This window comes from Salinicoccus halodurans (genome assembly GCF_900114445.1).
Classification (GTDB): Bacteria; Bacillota; Bacilli; order Staphylococcales; family Salinicoccaceae; genus Salinicoccus; species Salinicoccus halodurans.
In genome coordinates this window covers 444,843-464,809 of record NZ_FOTB01000002.1, presented here as the reverse complement: position 1 = coordinate 464,809, position 19,967 = coordinate 444,843, and the positions used below count along the sequence as shown (strand labels likewise).

Here is a 19,967-nt window from a genome sequence, read left to right as displayed (position 1 = left end):
CGGTTTCCCGCAGTTATCCCCGGCTGATGGGCAGGTTGCCTACGTGTTACTCACCCGTCCGCCACTCGATCCGGAGGAGCAAGCTCCTCCTTCTCGCGTTCGACTTGCATGTATTAGGCACGCCGCCAGCGTTCATCCTGAGCCAGGATCAAACTCTCCATAATTGGAAAGCTCCTCTCGAGCTCATGTGATACTGCTGACAGTATCTGTTTGCGTTTTTGATTGGTCGCCTCAATGTGGGAAGTTCAACTTAATGTGAACCTCATTATCTCGGAATTAACGTTGACATATTGTCATTCAGTTTTCAATGTTCTCTGATATTTCATGATTGGTATTTAAATAATGGAGCGGGTGATCGGAATCGAACCGACGACATCAGCTTGGAAGGCTGGGGTTATACCATTTAACTACACCCGCTTATTTGTTATAATTAGTGTTGTGAAGAAACTGATGCGGCTGAGAGGACTTGAACCTCCACGGGATTAACTCCCACTAGGCCCTCAACCTAGCGCGTCTGCCGATTCCGCCACAACCGCATATGTTATTTAAATTAGTAAATCACTTTTTAGCGACAAGTAATATCTTACCATGTTGCTTTTTCAATGTCAACACTGTTTGTTTATTTTTTTGTCGAAGTGTTTTAAAATTAAGTGAGTGACCCGTACGGGATTCGAACCCGTGTTACCGCCGTGAAAGGGCGGTGTCTTAACCACTTGACCAACGGGCCATTGATTAATGCAACGATATTCATAATAAAGGGATATGAAGATAAAGTCAATACGTTTTTAATATATTCTTAACAAAAATTAATACTTTTATTTTCCTGCTGCAATAGAGACTACTTTCTTCCTATATAATGTCTTTTCAAATTCAGGAATGATGAATAATCATTTTCTTTATATCTCCAGCGTTCTACGAACAAATCTTTACCTATTCCCTGTTTAACCCACACAATAGTCGGGGTAATGATGTTAATGTAGCAGGAGTAATAATACATTTTATATTCGGCTGTAATACCGCGACGATAAATATCTTGTTCTGGATGAACCGATCAGAATATTTTCTTTCAATATTTTATTGGGATATAATTATTATGTGAGTGTAATTTTATAATATATTAATTGATTGTGAATCTCAATAGAAACTTTAAATTTTACTATTATTTTTGTTTATTTTGATGCTTTAGTGTTGTTTTTTAATTTGTTTGTGTTAATATTTATTTATAATCATTCTAAATAAGAATATGGTTAATACTTAATTCGGAGGGATTTTAGATGGATAAAGAAAATCAAAGTCAACATGCCGGCGATGTCCGTGCCGGAGGCGGCAGCCAGGCGAGAGAACAATCTCAGAATCAGAACAGCGATCGTCTTACTACCCTTTTCGGTAATCCTGTAGGTGACCGTGAAAATACAATGACTGCAGGTCCACGCGGCCCAATCGTTATGCAGGATCCTTATTTCCTGGATATGATGGCGCACTTCGACCGTGAAGTCATTCCAGAACGCAGGATGCACGCTAAAGGTTCCGGTGCGTTTGGTACTTTTACAGTAACACATGATATCACGCAATATACAAAAGCGAAAATCTTCAGCGAAATCGGTAAGCAGACTGAAATGTTCGCACGTTTCTCAACCGTTGCCGGTGAACGCGGTGCAGCTGATGCAGAGCGTGACATCCGAGGTTTCGCACTTAAGTTCTATACTGAAGAAGGTAACTGGGACCTCGTTGGTAACAATACTCCTGTATTCTTCTTCCGTGATCCTAAGCTTTTCCCAAGTCTGAATCACGTAGTTAAACGCGATCCCAAGACAAACATGCATAATGCACAAAGCAACTGGGACTTCTGGACTTCTCTTCCCGAGGCACTTCACCAAGTAACGATTATCATGACAGACCGCGGGATTCCGAAAGGTTTCAGAAACATGCACGGTTTCGGTTCCCACACTTACAGCATGATCAACGAAGATAACGAGCGTGTGTGGGTTAAATTCCACTTCAGGACTCAACAGGGTATTGAAAATTATACTGGCGCTGAAGCAGAAGAAATCATTGCCAAAGACCGTGAATCTTCCCAGCGTGACCTTTTTGATAATATCGAAGAAGGAAACTTCCCTAAATGGAAATTGTACATCCAGGTCATGACTGAAGAGCAGGCAAGAAACCATAAAGACAATCCATTCGATCTTACTAAAGTATGGTTCAAAGATGAATATCCATTGATTCCAGTTGGTGAATTCGAACTGAACCGCAACCCGGAAAACTACTTTGCTGAAGTTGAACAGGCTGCATTCGCTCCAACTAATATTGTACCTGGTCTCGGGTTCTCACCGGACAAAATGCTGCAAGGGCGCTTGTTCTCCTACGGTGATACACAGCGTTACCGTCTTGGTGTAAACCATCATCAGATTCCGGTAAACTCACCTAAAGGTGCCGCAAATGTATGTCCTTTCAGCCGTGATGGCGCAATGAGAGTCGATGGCAACCTTGGGTCCCATATGAACTACTACCCTAACAGCTACAATAAATACAATAGTACGCCGGAAGCTAAAATGCCGCCTCAGGAGTCCATGGGTGCCATTTACGAGCATGACTTCCGTGAAGATGACAACAACTATTATGAACAGCCTGGTAAACTCTTCAGACTCCAGTCTGATGAAGCGAAAGAAAGGTTGTTCCAGAACACTGCTGCTGAAATGCAGGGAACTACGGAACAAATCCAGCATCGTCATATCAGAAACTGCTACAAAGCAGATCCAGCTTACGGTGAAGGTGTAGCCAAAGCACTTGGCATCAATATCAGTGATGTTGACCTTGAAGCTGCAGACTATCCTTTCTAAAATAAAAATCAAATGGACCTGATCACAATGATCAGGTCCATTTTTTATTACATATATATAGTAACTATTCTGCAAATACAATATGCCATTCGTCTTTTTTCCCAAGCATGCGGCGGGCAATTTCCTGTGCACCTTCCAGACTGTGACTCGCAGCCCAACCACACTGCACTTCATTGCAGGCAGGTACTTCACTTGCAGTCGTCACATCTTCTAAAGTCTTCTCAACTACGCCGGTCACATTATCAAAATCGTCATCATTCAGAAGGGATAGATAGAATCCAGTCTGACAGCCCATCGGGCTCAGATCCACCACTTTTTCGTGATGGTTACGGATATTTTCAGCCATCAGATGCTCCAGGGAATGCAATCCCGGCATTTCCATATGCTCTTTATTGGGCTGGCAGAACCGTAGATCGTATTTATAAATGACGTCCCCGTGTTCACCTTCACTTTTACCGGCTAACCTGATGTATGGCGCAGCTACTTTAGTATGATCCAGATTAAAACTTTCCACATTCATTTTCGGCATTGAAATTCTCCTTTGAATTATAATTTGTCTTTCATGATATATGAGTAGCCTCACGTTCTCAAGAATCTGAGTTCCTATTTCTTCATAGAAAGTGAAATCCGTCCTTTATCCACATCGACACCGGTGACTGTCACATCCACTATGTCGCCGACGCTTACCACTTCCATAGGATGCTTGATGAAACGTTTGGTCAGTTTCGATATATGCACGAGACCGTCCTGCTTTACTCCCACATCAACAAACGCTCCAAAATCTGTGACGTTCCTGACAGTTCCTGAGAGCTTCATACCCTCTTTCAAATCTTCCATAGAAAGCACATCCGACTTGAGCAGCGGTGTTTCAAAATCATCCCGGATATCTCTCGTTGGAGATTTCAATGCTTCGACGATATCTTCCAGTGTCGGCACACCGATATCCAGCTGTGTGGCCATTTCCCTGATATCCACTTCTTTTAATTTATCTTCCATTGTATTGTGGCCTATATCCTGTTTTTGAAGACCCAGCTGACTGATCAGCGCATATGCCGCTTTATAGTTTTCCGGATGGATTGGTGTCTGGTCCAGAGGCTCCTTACCTTCTGGTATCCTCAGGAAACCGATACATTGTTCAAATGTCTTTGCTCCCAGTCTCGGAACCTTACTGATATCTTTTCTGCTGACGAAGCCACCATTCTCTTCTCTGTATTTCACAATATTTTTACTGATTGAAGGAGATAATCCCGCGACATGTTCCAAAAGTGTATGAGAGGCTGTGTTTACATTGACCCCCACCTGATTGACCGTAGTTTCGACGATGAAATCCAATGTCTCGGCAAGGTTTTTCTGATTCACATCATGCTGATATTGTCCGACACCGATTGATTTCGGATCGATTTTCACCAACTCACTGAGCGGATCCTGGACACGGCGGGCGATGGATACTGCGCTTCTTTCCTCGACATTGAAATCAGGGAATTCTTCCCTCGCAACTTCAGAGGCGGAGTAGACACTCGCTCCCGCTTCATTCACAATGATGAATTGAATTTCCAGGTCATTCTCTTTCACCAGTTCACTGACAAAAAGTTCAGTTTCACGGGAAGCTGTTCCATTACCTATCGCAATTAAAGTGACCTCATATTTCCTGATTGTGTCCAATACGCTCTTCTTCGCTGCATCGTATTTCTTTTGCGGTGGATGCGGATAGACGACTCCTTTATCGATGAATTGGCCGGAATTATCAATGACGGCCATTTTACATCCTGTTCTGAACGCCGGATCAAGCCCGAGTATCACTCTGCCTTTGAGCGGCGGCTGCAGAAGCAGTCTTTTCAGGTTCTCGGCAAAAATATCAATCGCATGCTTCTCTCCATTTTCCGTCAGGCCATTTCTGACTTCCCTTTCAATCGACGGCATGATCAACCGCTTAAGTGCATCTTCTATCGCAGATTCAATATACACCTTCGTTGCTGACCCTTCTTTTATCTCCTGTTTTCCGATATAGCGCTTCAGCCGCTCCATATCATATTCCATCTTCACATTTAAAACATCAAGTTTTTCCCCACGGTTCACAGCCAGTACTCTGTGAGGCACAATTTTCCGGATGGGTTCCTGATAACTGTAGTACATTTCAAATATACCCGTCGGATCCTCTGCATTTTTCTTCTTTTTAGTCACAATATCAGCGGTATCTTTAATGATTTTCAATATATACGAGCGGTATTTGGGTTCATCAGAAATTTTTTCTGCAATAATATCCAGTGCACCTTTAACCGCAGCATCAGCAGTTTTCACTTCTTCGGAAATGTACTCTGCAGCTATTCTTTCCACATCCATCGGCTTCTGTGCACTGATCTGTTCCGCAAGCGGCTCCAGTCCTTTCCGTTTCGCTTCCGTCGCCCTTGTTTTCTTCTTTTGTTTAAATGGACGGTACAAATCCTCCACCCGGTTCAGCACGGTCTGTTTTAAAATATTTTTTCTCAGTTCTTCTGTCAATAAACCCTGTTCGTCTATAAGACGGATCACTTCTTCCTTTCGTTTTGCCAGGTTTTCCAAATAAGTGAACCGGTCTGAAATCTCCTTGATTTCCTCCTCGTCCATCCCGCCTGTCATCTCTTTACGGTAACGGGCGATGAAAGGGACGGTGTTTTTCTCCTCCAGAAGCTTCAGTACGCTTCTTATGTACTTTGCATTTTTTCCTGTTGTATTTTCTAATTCTTTTACCAGTTGTTCATTCATAAAAAAATCTCTCCCATATTTCAAAAAGTCACTAAAAAGCGTCATTCCCATTATAACATTAACACCCCCATCCTTCTTTGGACGGGGGGTGTTATAGAAAGCTATTCATCTTTGCTCACTGCCTGGCGCAGCTTATTGATTGCCGTCCGCTGCAGCCTTGAAACATGCATCTGACTCAAACCGATACGTTCACCTGTTTCCTTTTGGCTCAGGCCTTCCATAAACGTAAATTGGATGATCTCACGTTCACGTTCAGACAATATGGGAAGCACTTTTTCCAGAATCAGGCGCTTCTCGGAAAGATCATAGTTATCATCTGATTGTCCCATTACGTCAAGCAGAGTCACTGTCGATCCATCTTTGTCCGCTTCGATGGAATGATCGACGCTGAGTGCATTGTAGCTCTGTCCCATCTCCATCGCTTCCAAAACATCTTCTTCCGATACCTCGAGATGCTCTGCAATTTCGCTGATTTTAGGGGAGCGCTCCAGCCTGTTCGTCAGTTCATCATTCGCATTTTTTATCTTTGGACCGATTTCTTTTATGCGTCGTGGTACATGGACACTCCAGGTTTTGTCCCTGAGATAGCGTTTGATCTCACCAACCACCGTCGGAACCAGAAATGCTTCGAATCTGCGGTCAAAAGATGCATCAAACCTTTTGATGGCACCAAGCAGCCCTACCATGCCGACCTGCACCAGATCTTCATGATGACTTTTCCCTTTTGAATATCTGTACGCCAGCGATTCTATCAGTTTCCGATAGTGTTCCACTAGTCTGGTCTGGGCAGCCTGGTCGCCTTCTTCCTGGTGGCTTCGTATCAGTGCATTGATATCATCTGGTGTGAGTCCTTTATCGATTGACGATTGTTTCTCCATTCGAATGCACCTGACTTTCATTAATAAACTTCGTCATACTGATTGTTACTCCAGGGTCTTTTTTGAGATAGACTTCATCCATTAATGTTTCAATCAAGAACAGCCCCAAACCTCCTTCTCTCAAGAAGTTCACGTTGTCATCTTCAGTGTATGGACCGAGTTCTTTCTTTACATCTTCATAATTAAAGCTCTGTCCATGATCTGCTACAATTATCTCCACTTTATCATCATAGATTGCGAAACCGACGAGCACCTCGCCTGTCTGGTCTTCACCATATGCATGCTTCACCGCATTGGTCACTGCTTCCGACACTGCAATCTTGGAATCTTCTATCTGGTCATAAGTTGCGCCTGCCCGGGAAAGGACTCCTGACAGTGTAAGGCGGATCAGACCGACATATTCCGCACTGGACGGAAACTTCATTTCTATATAATCATACTGCAATGCCATTCTATTCAACCTCCGAAGCTTCGTTTATATGCATCAAATCACGAAGTCCTGTAATCTCGAACAACCTCAGAATTCTATTGGAAACCCCTGTTACCCGGAGTTCACGTTCATGCTGATTGAGATCTTTTAATGTGCCGACGAAAATGCCCAGACCTGTTGAATCCATATAACTTACATCCGTCAAATCGATTTTGACGTTATGGCTCCCGGACTGTCTGATAGGATCGAGAACTTTCTGCAGCTCAGGTGCTGTATATACATCCAGTTCGCCATCAAGCACAATTAAGTATTCGTTTTCTTTTTCAGTTGTATCGATATTGATATTCATTAAGATTACACTCCCATTTCCTTAAATACATAGACCCTTCGGCTTTTACCCGGACTGAATAGAGTTAAAACATAAAAATTAATCTTTATTATTCTTTAATATAAAAAGCGTCAAATCGTCTTTTTTATTCGGGTTCTGCATCCGCATTAATGACTCGTAAATATACTGGACAATATCCTGAGGATGGTGATCTTTCACTTCTCTGATCATATCTTTGACATCCTCAAAATCAATGAATGTATCATCGTGCTTCCTGAGTTCGGTCACACCATCAGTAAACACGATGATCATATCATTATTACCGATTTCTATCTCTTTTTGTTCATACCTTGCATTTTCCTTAACGCCCAGCACAATGCCTTTGGCATCAATCTCTTCAAAATCATCTGTTTCATAGCGGTATAACAGTGCAGGCTCATGTCCTGCAGATGAATAATAGAGTAAATTGGTGTTATGATCATACAGGCCATAAAACATGGTTACGAACATATTCTGATTGACGTTCTTCTCCACTACACGGTTCAACTTTTTCAGACTGTCGCTGGGCAATTGGGAATACCCGTAGGAATCCATCCCGAATTTGATCATACTCATTGCAATGGCCGCCGGAATACCTTTGCCGATGACATCTGCAACAGCGAAACTCAGCATGCCGTCTTTGTGATCGATGATATTGAAATAATCACCGCTTACTTTTCGTGCCGGCACACTGATGGCACCAATTTTCATCGTTTCAAATGTAGGAATCTCCGTTTTCAGCATTGTTTCCTGCAGACTTGAAGCGACGTCCATCTCTTTATCATGGATTTTAAGTTTATTCATCATCGATTTATAATCCCTGTATGTAAAACCGAAAGATATGATGACTTCCTGCAGAATGTCGAGTGACTTCTTTACAAGTGCAACATCTTCCACTTCCATATCTTCAAGTAAATCGATGTGCAGTGAAACGATTTCCTCAGGTGAGGTATCCATTTCGATGACTTCTTCACTGAATGACTGGCACCAGTCAAACGCCTGGTCAGCATCATCGCCATAAAGATACAAATTAAGTATCTCCCTATATTTATTAACAAGATCGTCTATATATGTCAAAATAAATCACCTCAGACTGAAAAAAGACTTTTGCGTACAAAAGTCCATCAGGATTTCGATTCAGATTTCTTGGACTTGGCAGGCATGAGTTCTAAACTGATTTTCAAAGCTTTGTCCACTTCCTTCATCTTATCATCATTCAAATATGTAAGCTTCTCTTTAAGCCTTTTCTTATCTACTGTTCTTATCTGTTCAAGAAGTATCACTGAGTCCTTGTCAAGATTATATGTATCTTTGGATATCTCCACATGCGTCGGAATCTTGGCTTTGTTGATTCTGCCGGTAATGGCTGCAACGATCACAGTCGGGCTGTGATAGTTGCCGATGTTGTTCTGTATAATCACTACCGGGCGTTTACCGCCTTGTTCAGAGCCCTGCACCGGTGATAGATCCGCAAGATATACTTCTCCTCTTTTCATCTATTCACCATCTTTACTGTAAACAAGAAAATCCTCATTCGACTGCCATGCTTCGCATTCCAGCTCTTCGCTCTCACAGGCAATCGAGAGGTTAATCTCGCTCATTTCAATATATCCATGTTCAAGAGAAAGTTCAATACTGCCAAATAATGTTGCATTACTCATTAGAAGACCACTCCCCGGTAACATTAAACTTATGTCAACTATAACATGTATAAAATATCATTACTAGTTTATTTTAGTACTTCATTATGCACGAACGCTGCATCCGCGCCTTGGTACAGCCGGGGTATCCTTCTTGATAACGTGCATAACGACTCATAGGAAATCGTCCCTGAATGATCACTGTAACTCTCCATCGACTGTCCTGAATCACGCTCAGGACTTATGATGGTCACTTCATCACCAGCTTTCACATCGGGCGGTACGCTGATCATCGTCGAATCCATGCAGACCCGCCCAACAATCGGACACTCAGTCCCATCTGTCAAACTGACTTTATATCCCGTCTGCCTGCGGAGAAGTCCGTCGGCATATCCAATCGGCAGCGTGGCAATCTGCTCTTTCCCGACCGCTTTATGCACCAGTCCGTAACTTACCCCTTCACCTTCAGACAGTATATGTACATCCATCACTTTTGTGGCCAGCCTGACAGAAGGTTTCAGACTCACATCAGAAATTTCTTCAATATAAGGGGAAGTATAATATCCATATAATGAAATGCCAACTCTGACCGCGTTGCAGTAATCATCATTTATCCTGAGGGCTCCCGCTGAATTCTGGACATGGACATACCGGGGTTTCCTGACCTCACCGGTAATTCTTTTGAATTCAGCATATTCCCTCCCGTTCACTTCGTCATCAATATCTGCAGAACTGAAGTGGCTGTATATCCCTTCGTATATGAAATGTCCATCTTCATCAATTTCTTTGATCATCCGGTTAATTTCTTCAATATCCGAGGTTCCCAGGCGGTTCATTCCGGCATTCACTTTGATATGGATCCATACTTCTTTATCATACTTGTCACTTACATTACTCCGTGCTTCTGTCAGCCATTCCAGATTGGGCGCTGTGACTGCAATGCGGTGCTGAATCGCTTTATTGATATCTTCCGGCCGGATCACCCCGAGCACCAGGATTTTCTCCCTGATTCCATGCATACGGAGTTCAATTGCCTCATCCAGTGTTGCCACAGCAAAAAAGTCAACACCTCCTGCTGCAAGATGCTCGGCGACTGTCACACTGCCGAGGCCATAGGCATTGGCTTTTACGACAGCTATGAATGTTTTATCCGAATGCAGATTCTGTATCATTCTATAATTCTCATAAATCGCTTCCAAATCAACTTCAATTACGGTATTTCTGTAATATTTTTCTGACACGCACAGGCCTCCTAGATTTCTTCTAAAATTACAGTTGCTACGGCATATTCCTCTGCATGGGAGATTGACACGTGCGCTCTTTTGTCATCTTTGATGAATGGCTTGCCCAAATCATCATTCAGACAGATGACATCCTGGAACGCGGCACTTTTTCCGATTCCCGTCCCCAGCGCTTTACTGTATGCTTCCTTCACTGCAAACCGGCCGGCAAGGTATTCCATTCTGCGCTTATCACTTTTCAGTATGTTATAATGCATCAATTCAGATTCTGAAAGGATCCTTTTGGAAAGCCGGTTATTACGCGATTCAATTTCTTTCACACGATTTATTTCTATTATATCCGTACCCAGTCCAACAATCATATTTCCTGCCTCGTATTTTCATTGATTAACGCCCTGATATCATTCCTGAGCACATCTGCTTTATCTGCTTCAAGTTCCGGTATTTCAATTTTTTCAGCAGACGTTCTCAGTGTAATACTTTTTAAGCCAAAACGTTTCATAAGCGGTCCTACATGGGTATCGATATTCTGTACACGGAATAAAGGCACCGCCACCTGCTTTTTAATCCATATTCCGCTGTGGATTTTTATTTCGTCATCCATTACCTGGTAACGGAAATATTTGTATTTCAATGCAGGGAACAGCCAGATTTGAAAAATGCAGCTGTACAGGAAAAATCCGAATATGATCAGAGATACCCACCACGGCAGCCAGTTCCATACCCACAGCGACAGAACGAGCGCGACGATGGCAACAAGCAGTATAATGCCGGCGACGATCGACTCACTGATTCTCCATACTTTGATTGCCTTCGACGATATCTTCTCCATCAGAATGCCCCCTTTCTGCCCAATTCCAGATCTTTTCAATATCTTTTCTGTCGATGAATTTCAATGTTGCGCTTGATCCCAGCATGCCTGCGGCAGTTACCAGGGTGATGACACCCAGTTCTGAACGCTTGAGGAATGGATTGACCACCCATTGGGCTTCAATCAGCTTTTCATGCTTTATCACGAAATGGGACCGCGAAAAGAAGCCTGTCATCATCATATTGATTTCATTTCCATGAATGGAATACCCCGTATTTCGAGCATTGTATACACCTGAAATGATAAAGACTGCCGCCAGCACCAATCCAATGATCCATGTATAATCGAACCAGAAATATTGAATGACCCCGGTCGCAATGATAAGGAGGGAAAGAATGATCTGGAAGTACCTTCTGTAGCCTCTGAGCGGCACAACCTTCTCCGGCACTTCGACATGATAATTCGGGAAGATTCCATCGATGATTTCATAAAGCCTTTTCTTCTTTATGAACGGTAAAAGTTCCACTTTCCCGTCAATTTCCTCACTGTCCAATGAATCACTTGTAATCGTCACTGATAAGGAATAGTACCCGATCATCCGCCTGATAATCGAATCTTTTATAATGATATTCTGAACTCTGTTGATATTTACACTCTTGTGCTTCTTTTCAAGCAATCCGTATTCCACAACCAGATCATCAGATTTCGTCTTCAGTATATAATTGAAATATTTAATGGACAATATGAGTATGCCGATGATATATCCGACAATGATGAAAATAAGTACCGCAATGCCGATTGCCATGAATACGTTTCTCACAAGCCCTTCGAAAACTTCAAAATAGCGTTCAATCAGAAAGTTCGCTCCGATCAGGTTGATGAATCCGAAGACTATGGCTAGAAATGCCCCGAGTGCACCGCTTGTCATACTCATGAGTATAAGCGATTTACCCTTCATTTTGTACAAGGTGTCAAACTGGTCTGCTGAAATGCTCTCAGACGTCTTCTCTTTAGGCCATTTACTGGACGCACCGATTTCCATCGCTTCATTCAGCTGACTCATTTCATTGTAGAGAATGGATTGGATCGACTGAGCCTGCGATTTTTTAATCGTATCGATTTTTATGCCTTCACCCGGTGTAATAATATCCAGCTTGACAGCCCCGAATATTCTGTGGAATATCGGTTCATTGAAATCAATGGATTGGATGCGGCTGATATCAAGTTCTTTTTCCCTGTTGGAAATCACACCATCTTTATATATGAACTTTCCATCTTCAATCCAAAAACGTGTCCGGTATTTATTAAGGAAATCATACCCGCCGAAAAGTATAACAGCCAGAAGGAGTACGCCTCCTGAAATCAGGAAATATTTCAAAGAGATATTTCCTGAGAAAATGGCTTCTCTCGAATTGAATAAAACAATGATGATTGGAATCCATAAGTTTTTCAAAGCATTGACCACACTGCCTAAATAAGCAATGGGGTGGAGCTTTTCGGGACTATACATCTGTGTGCTCCCCCTTCACCATATCAATAATCTCAAGCTTCAGTGTCTGAGCCTCTTTCATTTTTAAAGGCGGCAGTAAAAACACCGTACTCGCCGTTTTCACCGTGAGGTTTGCAAGATTGTATCTTCTTGAAACCGGCCCTGTTGAAAGTACAGCCCCCTGTATGCGTCTGATTGGTATCATTTTGGTGGAAATCCGGAAGAATCCTGTGCGGACAATCAGAACCTCCTCCTTCAGTTCATATCGCGTCACCCTGTAATATACAGACGGTCTGATCAGTCCCCCCGCCACGAAACTCAGTATCAGGATACCTGTTGCCGCCCAGTATATCCAGTCAGGAAGTTCAAAATATACAGCAGCAGCGCTTACCCCTATCGCTACAGCAGCCCATAGAAGAAATCTCCAAAAGTGACGTTCTCTCAAATAATGGACAGCATGTTTATGTATCTCGTTCATATTGATCCTCCGTCAGATATATTTATACTATTATAACTCTAAAGCAAATTTCTTTTTTCTTCAATTATATATCCAACTGTCTTTAAATATAATAAAAACACCCATGGTTTCGGATACGCTCCGATTCCATGGGTGTTCTGATCATTTTATTTCATGTGATCTTTGAAAGTACGTCCGCCCTGGCTGTTGTTGCTGCGGCGCGGACCTTTCTGCTGCTGACGGCCGCCGCTTCCACTTCGTTCGTTACGTTTACCGCCGCCGCTCCTTCTCTGATCACCGCGTCCTTTTCTGAAAGGTTTCTTACCACCGGAAGGCTTGCCTCCGCGACGGTTTCCGCCTTTACGTGTCAACGGTTTTTCAAATGACAGCTGGATGCTGTCATCCGATTTTCCGAAGAAGAATTCATTGAGCAGTGCTGCAACCACTTCTTCAGATTCGTTCTCTTCAAGCAGACGCTTAGCGATATCTGTAGTATGACTGCTGTCATTCTGGGAAATCCAAAGCTGGATCTTCTCGAAGATTTCTTTTTCTCTCGCTTTTTGCACTTCTTTTTTATTCGGTGGTCTAAGAGCAAGAATCGTTTTCTTTTTCTCATTCTCGATCATTCTGAGATAGTCCATCTCAACCGGATTGACAAAAGTAAGTGCCATGCCTTCTTTACCCGCACGGCCTGTACGGCCGATTCTATGAGTATAGCTTTCGGCATCCTGTGGAATGTCGAAGTTGTATACATGGGATACACCTGAAATGTCCAGACCTCTTGCAGCTACATCTGTCGCAACGAGAATGTCCAATGCATTATTACGGAACTTCTTAAGCACTTCAAGACGTTTGGACTGCGTGATATCCCCATGCAGGCCTTCTGCGCGGTATCCTTTGGCAATCAATGCACTTGTCAATTCATCGACACGGCGTTTTGTACGGCCGAAGACGATTGCAAGATCCGGTTGGTGAGTATCGAGGAAGCTCGTGAACACATCAAGTTTTTCGAGTTCTTTTACAATTGTGTAGAACTCTTCAATTTGAGGGTTACTTGCATCCTGGCTCATTGTTTTAACAATCTGGGGATTGTTCATGAAGCGTGTAACGAGTTCCTGGATTGCCGGAGGCATAGTAGCTGAGAACAGCAATGTCTGCCTGTTGTCTTCCGGAAGCCCGGACATGATGAATTTCACATCATCGATGAAGCCCATGTTCATCATTTCATCCGCCTCATCCAGAACCAGGGTTCTGATGCTTTCAAGCTTCAGTGTTTTCCTTTTGATATGGTCGATGATACGACCCGGTGTACCTACGATGATTTCCGGACGTCTTTTGAGGTCCTTGATCTGGCGTTCAATGCTCATCCCGCCGAAAATTACGTTTACGCCAAGTTTCTTATACTTGGCGAATTTTTTGAGTTGTTCACTCACCTGTACTGCCAATTCACGTGTCGGTGTCAGAATCAGCACTTGTGTGCCGCCCTGCTTCTCAGTGTTTTCTATGATCGGGATACCGAATGCACCAGTTTTACCAGTACCAGTCTGCGCCTGGCCTAAAATATCTTTTCTCTCAAGAGCAAACGGTATGCTCTCTTCCTGAATAGGAGTTGGTGTCTCAAATCCCATTTCTTCCAGTGATTTTAAGGTTTCATCACTGACACCTAATTGTTTAAAAAACTTCAAATTAGAGTCTCCTTTGACTTTTCGTTTCTCATTTTCGTTACGCATAACTTCTCTATTTTAACATCATTAGTGTGTTTATACAAGTCTGTTTTAATTATGTTTAAAAAGAAAGCGTTCAGCCAGTATATTCAATTCAAGCTGGCTCTCCTCTGTATAGGCAAACAGATGCGGAGCACCCTCCAGCAATTCAAGTTCTGCCCCCTGAATCTTCCCTGCCGTTTCAACGCTCGATTTATAAGGGACCAGCAGATCGAGTGTGCCATGTACAATTAAAGTATCTGCTGTAACATTTTCTAAACCTTCTCTTTTCAATTTGATGATATTTTTAAATTCCTGAAATGCCCTGAACGGGATGTCCTTGACCCGGTTTTTGATCTTTCCATACATATTCAGTTTCATGTGCTCACTGAAATGGGTGGGTGTCAATCCGAGCTCGCCGATTTTTGTAATTTTCGTATAGTCAAAAGCCGGCGCGATGAGGAACAGCCTTTCCACTTCCGCCTGTTGTGCAATGTGCGCGGCGAATACACCACCCATGGAAAAACCAATGATATAGATCTTGTCCACACGCTTTCTGAGCTCAGTATAAGCATCCATCGCTTCTGCGTACCACTCGTTCCCTGTGACTTTCTTTAAATCGAGCACTGTACCATGTCCTGGATAGACAGGGAATTCGTATTCAAAGTCATAACGGGACTTCAGGTAGACAAACAGCGGATCCAGCTCATGCCTGCCGCCTGTATAACCGTGTAAGAATAAAACTCCAATATTATCCGATATGATCCATCACCCTTTCAACCGCCATTCCCCGGGAGCCTTTCAGCAAGATGACGGTACGTGCGTCAAGATGCGGATTTAATTCTTCAGCCAGCGCCTCCAAAGAAGCGAAATGTTTCTTTTCTGTGTTATTGACTGTATCATGGATCAGCCGGGCATCCTCGCCGTAAGTCAGCAGAAGATCAAATTCATCATCCAATTCGTTGATATGCTCTCCGACCGATTCGTGAAGTTCTTTTCTGTATGTTCCCAGTTCCAGAATATCCGCAAGTATGAGAATTTTAAAGTCATAGTCCATGTTGCCAATGGTACTGATTGCGCTTTTCATGCTGGACGGGCTAGCATTATATGCATCATTGATAAACATTGCGCCCGATGCATGTTTTATTTTCTGCATGCGCATGCCAGTCACTTCCAAACTTCGGAATTGATGCATGACCTTGGACATCTCGAGGCCCGATGCCTCTGCAGCCAGGAGTGCGAGCGTTGCATTCGCTGAATTATGTGTGCCGAGCTGCGGAATCTCAACCGGTGCATCAATCCCCGGCACGTTAAACTCAGTACCATCTTCTGTCTGGTTCACATTTGTGATCTGCAGATCATTAGTCTCATCCAGACCGCCTGTCCTTATGGTATAACCCACATCCCTCTCTACAATCTGTTCGAGGAGAGGATAGTCACGGGAATAGATGAAAGTACCCGTATTTTTTAAGCCGTTCACGATTTCGTATTTAGCCGCGGCAATATTCTCCCGAGATCCTAATTTTTCAATATGGGATTCACCGACGTTGGTTATGATCGCCACATCGGGTTCCGTCATTTTACTCAGGAAGTCTATATCTCCTTTTGAGTCCATGCCCATCTCCAGTATGGAAATGTCAGTGTCATGATCGAGCTGAAGGATTGTCAGCGGCAGGCCAATTTCGTTGTTGTAGTTTCCAATCGTCTTTTTCACCTTAAAGTATGGGGCGAGCAGACACTCCACCATATCTTTCGTCGTCGTCTTTCCGTTGGAGCCTGTAATTGCAATCACTTTTGGGGAAACCATATTCAAATACGCCTTTGCAATCATCTGCAGTGCGGCAAGCCCATCATCCACTTTGATCAGCGGTCTCAAGTCCCCCTGCTCAATTTTATATTCTGTAAGTGAGATCGCCGCCCCCTTGTCAAAGGCACTATCTATAAATCTGTGCCCGTCAGCGTTCTCCCCCAAAAAGGGAATGAACAGGTTGTTTTTCTCAATTGTGCGTGTATCAATGGATACACCTTTCACTTTTTCATTTTTAATTTTTTCAGCAGCTTCATTGGGTTTTCCATTGCAAAATTCTGCGATTTGCCCTATCGTCACTTCTATCATAAGAAAACTACCATTCCTTCTATATTTATTATATCGAGTGGCCATTCTTCTACATTATAATACAGTCATCAATCTCTATCACTAGTGAAGTTCATAAAAATGACAATACAAAGCTGTGGAATTATTTAAAGCGATTGTGATAATATTAAAAACCAGAGTCATAATAGTGTATAATTAAAAGATGATTTCAATATGGGTAAGGTGAAATTCTTGGATAATAAACAAGGATACAAAAGACAAAATACAAATATACTCGCCCGGATAGACTGGCTGCTGATCCTGCTGATTATAATGCTCGCGGTCATAAGCATTGTAATGATCCGTTCTGCAATGACAAGCGGGCAGTATAATACTGATTTCAGTTTACGGCAGATGATTTTCTATATATCCGGCTTCTTCATGGTTTTTGTACTGACTTTCATCCCTATGAAATGGGTGAAACAATATATATGGATTATTTACGGAGTGGGTGTACTTTCACTGGTAATTCTTTTCTTCGCACCGGTTTCACCCATCACACCGATTATCAATGGTGCAAAAAGCTGGTACCAATTCGGATTTTTCAGCATACAACCCTCAGAAATCGTCAAAATCATCTACATACTTACTCTGGCTTATGTTGTCAGTCAGCATAACAGATATAAGTTGACGAATGATCTGACTGTCGATGTTAAATTGCTTTTTAAGCTGGTGGCCGTATCAGTGCTTCCCATGCTGTTCATTCTTGTCCAGAATGACCTGGGTACAACACTTGTGATGATTGCAATTCTTTTTGGTATGATTGTCGTATCCGGCATAAGCTGGTGGCTGATCATCCCCACTCTCGCAGTTGCATCCACGGTTGGCGGTTCATTGATACTTGGAATTCTGTACAGACCCGATCTTCTGGAGCGTTATCTCGGGATACATCCTTATCAATTTGAGCGGATCTATTCCTGGCTTCAGCCTGAGGATTATGTCACTGAAGGTGGGTTCCAACTCAGTAACTCTCTTAAAGCAATCGGTTCCGGCGGGATTACCGGAAAAGGCTTCAGCGACGGAATCATTTATATTCCTGAGAACCATACCGACTTCATCTTTACAATCATAGGCGAAGAATTCGGATTCCTTGGTTCAACAGCGGTAATTGTCCTCCTGTTCATGCTGATGCTCCATCTGTTCAGGATTGCCGCAACAGTCAATGACAGTTTTTCTTCATATTTCATCATCGGCTATCTATCACTGCTCATGTTCCATGTATTCCAGAACATCGGCATGACAATCCAACTGCTGCCGATCACAGGGATCCCTCTTCCGTTTCTAAGTTACGGGGGCAGCGGACTTTGGGCAAATATGCTTGCGGTTGGAATCATCATGAGTATATATTTCTATGAATATCGTCAGAAGACATAAATTAAACCGCAGCCGGAAAAAATCGGCTGCGGTTTAATTTAAATGTTTTGTTCTTTCAATCGCAGTTTCTCATTGTGTGCGATGCGATTCATAATTTCGAATCTAGATCTCGAAACCTTGACTTTGACCCCGAGTTCATTTAGCATCGTGACGACTTGTTTGACTTTTGAATTGTCGTTTTTATGCATAATGACACTCCTTCATATACATCTTAATTCTATTTTACCTTTTTACACTTGTTTTTTCTATACATTTTACAAAATAAATATTACAAAATTTTAAATAACTTTCATAATATAATAGAATGGTAATGAGGTGAATGTCATGGATTGGTTAATCTTCGATTATTTTTTCAGCACAAGAGTGATGAGCATCATCACTTTTATTATTATTTTCATTAATTTCCTTCTCGCCATCGGTCTGATCTTTTTGGAACGACGCAGTGCCCAAAGCGTCTGGGCATGGATACTTGTTCTGTTTTTCCTGCCGATTATGGGATTCGTCATCTATATGCTGTTTGGGCGTACAATATATAACCAAAAGATTTTCACCATCCAGGAAGATGATAAGGTCGGGATGGAGCACCTGGTGGAGGACCAGCTTGACGAATTGAAAAACAACAAGCTGGATTTTTCAAATCCAGTTGCAGAGAAAAACAAGAAACTGATCCACATGCTGCTGTATAATAACCAGTCATTTTTGACAGTCAACAATTCCATTGAAACATTCACAAACGGACGGGATAAATTCGACAGCCTTCTCACAGATATACGCAATGCCAAAGACCATATCCACTTTCAATATTATATTTTCAGGTTGGACAATCTTGGGAAAGAATTGTATGAAGCTTTGCTTCAAAAACAAAAAGAAGGTGTCACTGTAAGGATTCTCTATGATGACATGGGGTCGAGGGGACTCAGTTTAAGGAATTTCAGGAAATTTAAGAAAGAGGGCGGCCAGGTGGAAGCTTTCTTTCCCAACATGCTCCCCTTGATCAATCCCCGGATGAACAACAGAAACCATCGTAAAATTGTAGTCATTGATGGTGACGTCGGTTATGTCGGTGGTTTCAATGTCGGTGATGAATACCTCGGTTTGAGTAAAAAATTCGGATTTTGGCGGGACACACACTTGAGAATAAGCGGAGAAGCAGTCAAGTCCCTGCAGATCAGATTCATGCTGGACTGGAATTCCCACTCAGGGCGTAATAACCTGACCAGAGAAGAAAGATATTTCCCTGAAATTGGCTATTACGGTGAAAATCCGGTTCAAATCGCTTCAAGCGGTCCCGATGAGAAATGGCAGCAGATTAAATATGGCTACATCAAAATGATCTACAATGCAAAGGAATCCATCTATATCCAGACGCCCTATTTCATACCGGATCAGTCATTTCTGGAAGCAGTGAAGATTGCTATTTTAAGCGGCATCAAGGTACATCTGATGATCCCCAATATGCCTGACCACCCGTTCGTCTACTGGGGTACATACTCCAACGCCGGCTCGCTGGTCAAAATGGGTGCAGAAGTCCATATATATGAAAAGGGGTTTCTGCATCAGAAAATGGTTATGATTGATGACGAAGTTCTCAGTGTCGGAACGACGAATATTGATAACAGAAGTTTTCTGCTGAACTTCGAAGTCAATGCTTTTATATACGATGCCGAACAGGCCGGAAAATACCGGGAAACCTATGAGCAGGATATCAAAAACTCCACTCTGCTCACTGAAGAGATATATGATTCAAGAAGTAAATGGATACGGATTAAAGAGGGCTTTGCCAATCTCATTTCACCAATATTGTAAACACGAAAAAACGCCCTTCCCGGAAATCCCGGAAAGGGCGTTTTGACTAAGAAAA

Annotated in this window: 20 protein-coding genes, 3 tRNA genes and 1 rRNA gene; 3 read left to right on the top strand and 21 right to left on the bottom strand. The window is 42.7% G+C overall.

All coding sequences use genetic code 11. The features are described 5' to 3' along the window. The 4 genes from BM271_RS06595 to BM271_RS06580 form a co-directional block, all read right to left on the bottom strand. Positions 1 to 164 (bottom strand): 16S ribosomal RNA (locus BM271_RS06595); the annotation flags it as partial. 179 nt (positions 165 to 343) lie between these two features. Further along, a tRNA-Gly gene (locus BM271_RS06590) sits at positions 344 to 417 on the bottom strand. A gap of 34 nt (positions 418 to 451) precedes the next feature. Then, positions 452 to 536 (bottom strand) — tRNA-Leu (locus BM271_RS06585). A gap of 119 nt (positions 537 to 655) precedes the next feature. After that, positions 656 to 727, bottom strand: a tRNA-Glu gene (locus BM271_RS06580). Between the two features lie 547 nt (positions 728 to 1,274). Here BM271_RS06580 and BM271_RS06575 point away from each other — a divergent pair. Next, positions 1,275 to 2,840: a catalase gene (locus BM271_RS06575; RefSeq protein WP_046790937.1), complete on the top strand. Its 1,566-nt coding sequence runs from the start codon at positions 1,275 to 1,277 to the stop codon at positions 2,838 to 2,840. Between the two features lie 64 nt (positions 2,841 to 2,904). Here the strand turns inward: BM271_RS06575 and BM271_RS06570 are convergent, their stop codons facing one another. The 16 genes from BM271_RS06570 to BM271_RS06500 form a co-directional block, all read right to left on the bottom strand. Next, on the bottom strand, positions 2,905 to 3,369 hold the full coding sequence (locus tag BM271_RS06570; RefSeq protein WP_046790938.1) for an S-ribosylhomocysteine lyase: 465 nt from the start codon (positions 3,367 to 3,369) through the stop codon (positions 2,905 to 2,907). A 74-nt stretch (positions 3,370 to 3,443) separates the two neighbouring features. Then, positions 3,444 to 5,582 (bottom strand): Tex family protein, encoded by a 2,139-nt coding sequence (locus BM271_RS06565; RefSeq protein ID WP_046790939.1) that lies wholly within the window; start codon positions 5,580 to 5,582, stop codon positions 3,444 to 3,446. Between the two features lie 101 nt (positions 5,583 to 5,683). Next, entirely contained in the window at positions 5,684 to 6,460 is a 777-nt protein-coding gene (sigB, locus tag BM271_RS06560; protein ID WP_046790940.1) for an RNA polymerase sigma factor SigB, read from the bottom strand. Further along, positions 6,435 to 6,911: an anti-sigma B factor RsbW gene (gene rsbW, locus BM271_RS06555; protein ID WP_046790941.1), complete on the bottom strand. Its 477-nt coding sequence runs from the start codon at positions 6,909 to 6,911 to the stop codon at positions 6,435 to 6,437. Before rsbW ends, sigB begins: the two co-directional genes overlap by 26 nt. Before the next feature lies 1 nt (position 6,912). Continuing rightward, on the bottom strand, positions 6,913 to 7,239 hold the full coding sequence (locus tag BM271_RS06550) for an anti-sigma factor antagonist (protein WP_046790942.1): 327 nt from the start codon (positions 7,237 to 7,239) through the stop codon (positions 6,913 to 6,915). A gap of 78 nt (positions 7,240 to 7,317) precedes the next feature. After that, a complete protein-coding gene (locus tag BM271_RS06545; RefSeq protein WP_046791567.1) occupies positions 7,318 to 8,325 on the bottom strand; it encodes a PP2C family protein-serine/threonine phosphatase in 1,008 nt (335 codons plus the stop codon). Between the two features lie 56 nt (positions 8,326 to 8,381). Beyond that, the gene (locus tag BM271_RS06540; protein ID WP_046790943.1) at positions 8,382 to 8,753 is read right to left on the bottom strand and encodes a type II toxin-antitoxin system PemK/MazF family toxin; all 372 of its coding nucleotides are present in this window, start codon (positions 8,751 to 8,753) and stop codon (positions 8,382 to 8,384) included. Beyond that, a complete protein-coding gene (locus BM271_RS14375; RefSeq protein WP_200795322.1) occupies positions 8,754 to 8,918 on the bottom strand; it encodes a hypothetical protein in 165 nt (54 codons plus the stop codon). A 68-nt stretch (positions 8,919 to 8,986) separates the two neighbouring features. Further along, the gene (gene alr / locus BM271_RS06535; protein WP_046790944.1) at positions 8,987 to 10,138 is read right to left on the bottom strand and encodes an alanine racemase; all 1,152 of its coding nucleotides are present in this window, start codon (positions 10,136 to 10,138) and stop codon (positions 8,987 to 8,989) included. A gap of 11 nt (positions 10,139 to 10,149) precedes the next feature. Next, positions 10,150 to 10,500, bottom strand: a complete 351-nt coding sequence (gene acpS / locus BM271_RS06530) for a holo-ACP synthase (protein ID WP_046790945.1) — start codon at positions 10,498 to 10,500, stop codon at positions 10,150 to 10,152. After that, positions 10,497 to 10,970 carry a PH domain-containing protein gene (locus BM271_RS06525; RefSeq protein ID WP_046790946.1) on the bottom strand — a complete coding sequence of 158 codons (474 nt, stop codon included), beginning with the start codon at positions 10,968 to 10,970 and terminating at the stop codon, positions 10,497 to 10,499. The genes acpS and BM271_RS06525 overlap by 4 nt, the downstream gene beginning before the upstream one ends. Further along, entirely contained in the window at positions 10,924 to 12,459 is a 1,536-nt protein-coding gene (locus BM271_RS06520) for a PH domain-containing protein (protein WP_046790947.1), read from the bottom strand. Before BM271_RS06520 ends, BM271_RS06525 begins: the two co-directional genes overlap by 47 nt. Beyond that, positions 12,452 to 12,916 carry a PH domain-containing protein gene (locus BM271_RS06515; RefSeq protein ID WP_046790948.1) on the bottom strand — a complete coding sequence of 155 codons (465 nt, stop codon included), beginning with the start codon at positions 12,914 to 12,916 and terminating at the stop codon, positions 12,452 to 12,454. The genes BM271_RS06520 and BM271_RS06515 overlap by 8 nt, the downstream gene beginning before the upstream one ends. Positions 12,917 to 13,062: 146 nt before the next feature. After that, positions 13,063 to 14,580, bottom strand: a complete 1,518-nt coding sequence (cshA, locus tag BM271_RS06510; RefSeq protein ID WP_046790949.1) for a degradosome RNA helicase CshA — start codon at positions 14,578 to 14,580, stop codon at positions 13,063 to 13,065. Positions 14,581 to 14,670: 90 nt separating this feature from the next. After that, positions 14,671 to 15,348 (bottom strand): alpha/beta hydrolase, encoded by a 678-nt coding sequence (locus BM271_RS06505; protein WP_074924546.1) that lies wholly within the window; start codon positions 15,346 to 15,348, stop codon positions 14,671 to 14,673. A 1-nt stretch (position 15,349) separates the two neighbouring features. Then, positions 15,350 to 16,714 (bottom strand): UDP-N-acetylmuramoyl-tripeptide--D-alanyl-D-alanine ligase, encoded by a 1,365-nt coding sequence (locus BM271_RS06500; RefSeq protein ID WP_046790951.1) that lies wholly within the window; start codon positions 16,712 to 16,714, stop codon positions 15,350 to 15,352. Positions 16,715 to 16,906: 192 nt separating this feature from the next. Here BM271_RS06500 and BM271_RS06495 point away from each other — a divergent pair, with 192 nt between their 5' ends. Further along, positions 16,907 to 18,106, top strand: a complete 1,200-nt coding sequence (locus BM271_RS06495; protein WP_046790952.1) for an FtsW/RodA/SpoVE family cell cycle protein — start codon at positions 16,907 to 16,909, stop codon at positions 18,104 to 18,106. Between the two features lie 38 nt (positions 18,107 to 18,144). On the opposite strand, the gene BM271_RS14370 is transcribed toward BM271_RS06495, so the two are convergent. Beyond that, positions 18,145 to 18,294 carry an Lmo0850 family protein gene (locus BM271_RS14370; protein WP_017549589.1) on the bottom strand — a complete coding sequence of 50 codons (150 nt, stop codon included), beginning with the start codon at positions 18,292 to 18,294 and terminating at the stop codon, positions 18,145 to 18,147. Between the two features lie 136 nt (positions 18,295 to 18,430). Here BM271_RS14370 and cls point away from each other — a divergent pair, with 136 nt between their 5' ends. Beyond that, a complete protein-coding gene (gene cls / locus BM271_RS06490) occupies positions 18,431 to 19,912 on the top strand; it encodes a cardiolipin synthase (RefSeq protein ID WP_046790953.1) in 1,482 nt (493 codons plus the stop codon). Positions 19,913 to 19,967: the final 55 nt, after the last annotated feature.

Coding starts and splice junctions, on each gene's coding strand:
- BM271_RS14375 (WP_200795322.1), bottom strand. CDS start 8,918: ATGAGTAATGCAACATTATTTGGCAGTATTGAACTTTCTCTTGAACAT.
- BM271_RS06495 (WP_046790952.1), top strand. CDS start 16,907: ATGGGTAAGGTGAAATTCTTGGATAATAAACAAGGATACAAAAGACAA.
- BM271_RS06570 (WP_046790938.1), bottom strand. CDS start 3,369: ATGCCGAAAATGAATGTGGAAAGTTTTAATCTGGATCATACTAAAGTA.
- acpS (WP_046790945.1), bottom strand. CDS start 10,500: ATGATTGTTGGACTGGGTACGGATATAATAGAAATAAATCGTGTGAAA.
- BM271_RS06520 (WP_046790947.1), bottom strand. CDS start 12,459: ATGTATAGTCCCGAAAAGCTCCACCCCATTGCTTATTTAGGCAGTGTG.
- sigB (WP_046790940.1), bottom strand. CDS start 6,460: ATGGAGAAACAATCGTCAATCGATAAAGGACTCACACCAGATGATATC.
- cls (WP_046790953.1), top strand. CDS start 18,431: ATGGATTGGTTAATCTTCGATTATTTTTTCAGCACAAGAGTGATGAGC.
- BM271_RS06525 (WP_046790946.1), bottom strand. CDS start 10,970: ATGGAGAAGATATCGTCGAAGGCAATCAAAGTATGGAGAATCAGTGAG.
- BM271_RS06540 (WP_046790943.1), bottom strand. CDS start 8,753: ATGAAAAGAGGAGAAGTATATCTTGCGGATCTATCACCGGTGCAGGGC.
- BM271_RS14370 (WP_017549589.1), bottom strand. CDS start 18,294: ATGCATAAAAACGACAATTCAAAAGTCAAACAAGTCGTCACGATGCTA.
- BM271_RS06500 (WP_046790951.1), bottom strand. CDS start 16,714: ATGATAGAAGTGACGATAGGGCAAATCGCAGAATTTTGCAATGGAAAA.
- rsbW (WP_046790941.1), bottom strand. CDS start 6,911: ATGGCATTGCAGTATGATTATATAGAAATGAAGTTTCCGTCCAGTGCG.
- BM271_RS06515 (WP_046790948.1), bottom strand. CDS start 12,916: ATGAACGAGATACATAAACATGCTGTCCATTATTTGAGAGAACGTCAC.
- BM271_RS06575 (WP_046790937.1), top strand. CDS start 1,275: ATGGATAAAGAAAATCAAAGTCAACATGCCGGCGATGTCCGTGCCGGA.
- BM271_RS06565 (WP_046790939.1), bottom strand. CDS start 5,582: ATGAATGAACAACTGGTAAAAGAATTAGAAAATACAACAGGAAAAAAT.
- BM271_RS06550 (WP_046790942.1), bottom strand. CDS start 7,239: ATGAATATCAATATCGATACAACTGAAAAAGAAAACGAATACTTAATT.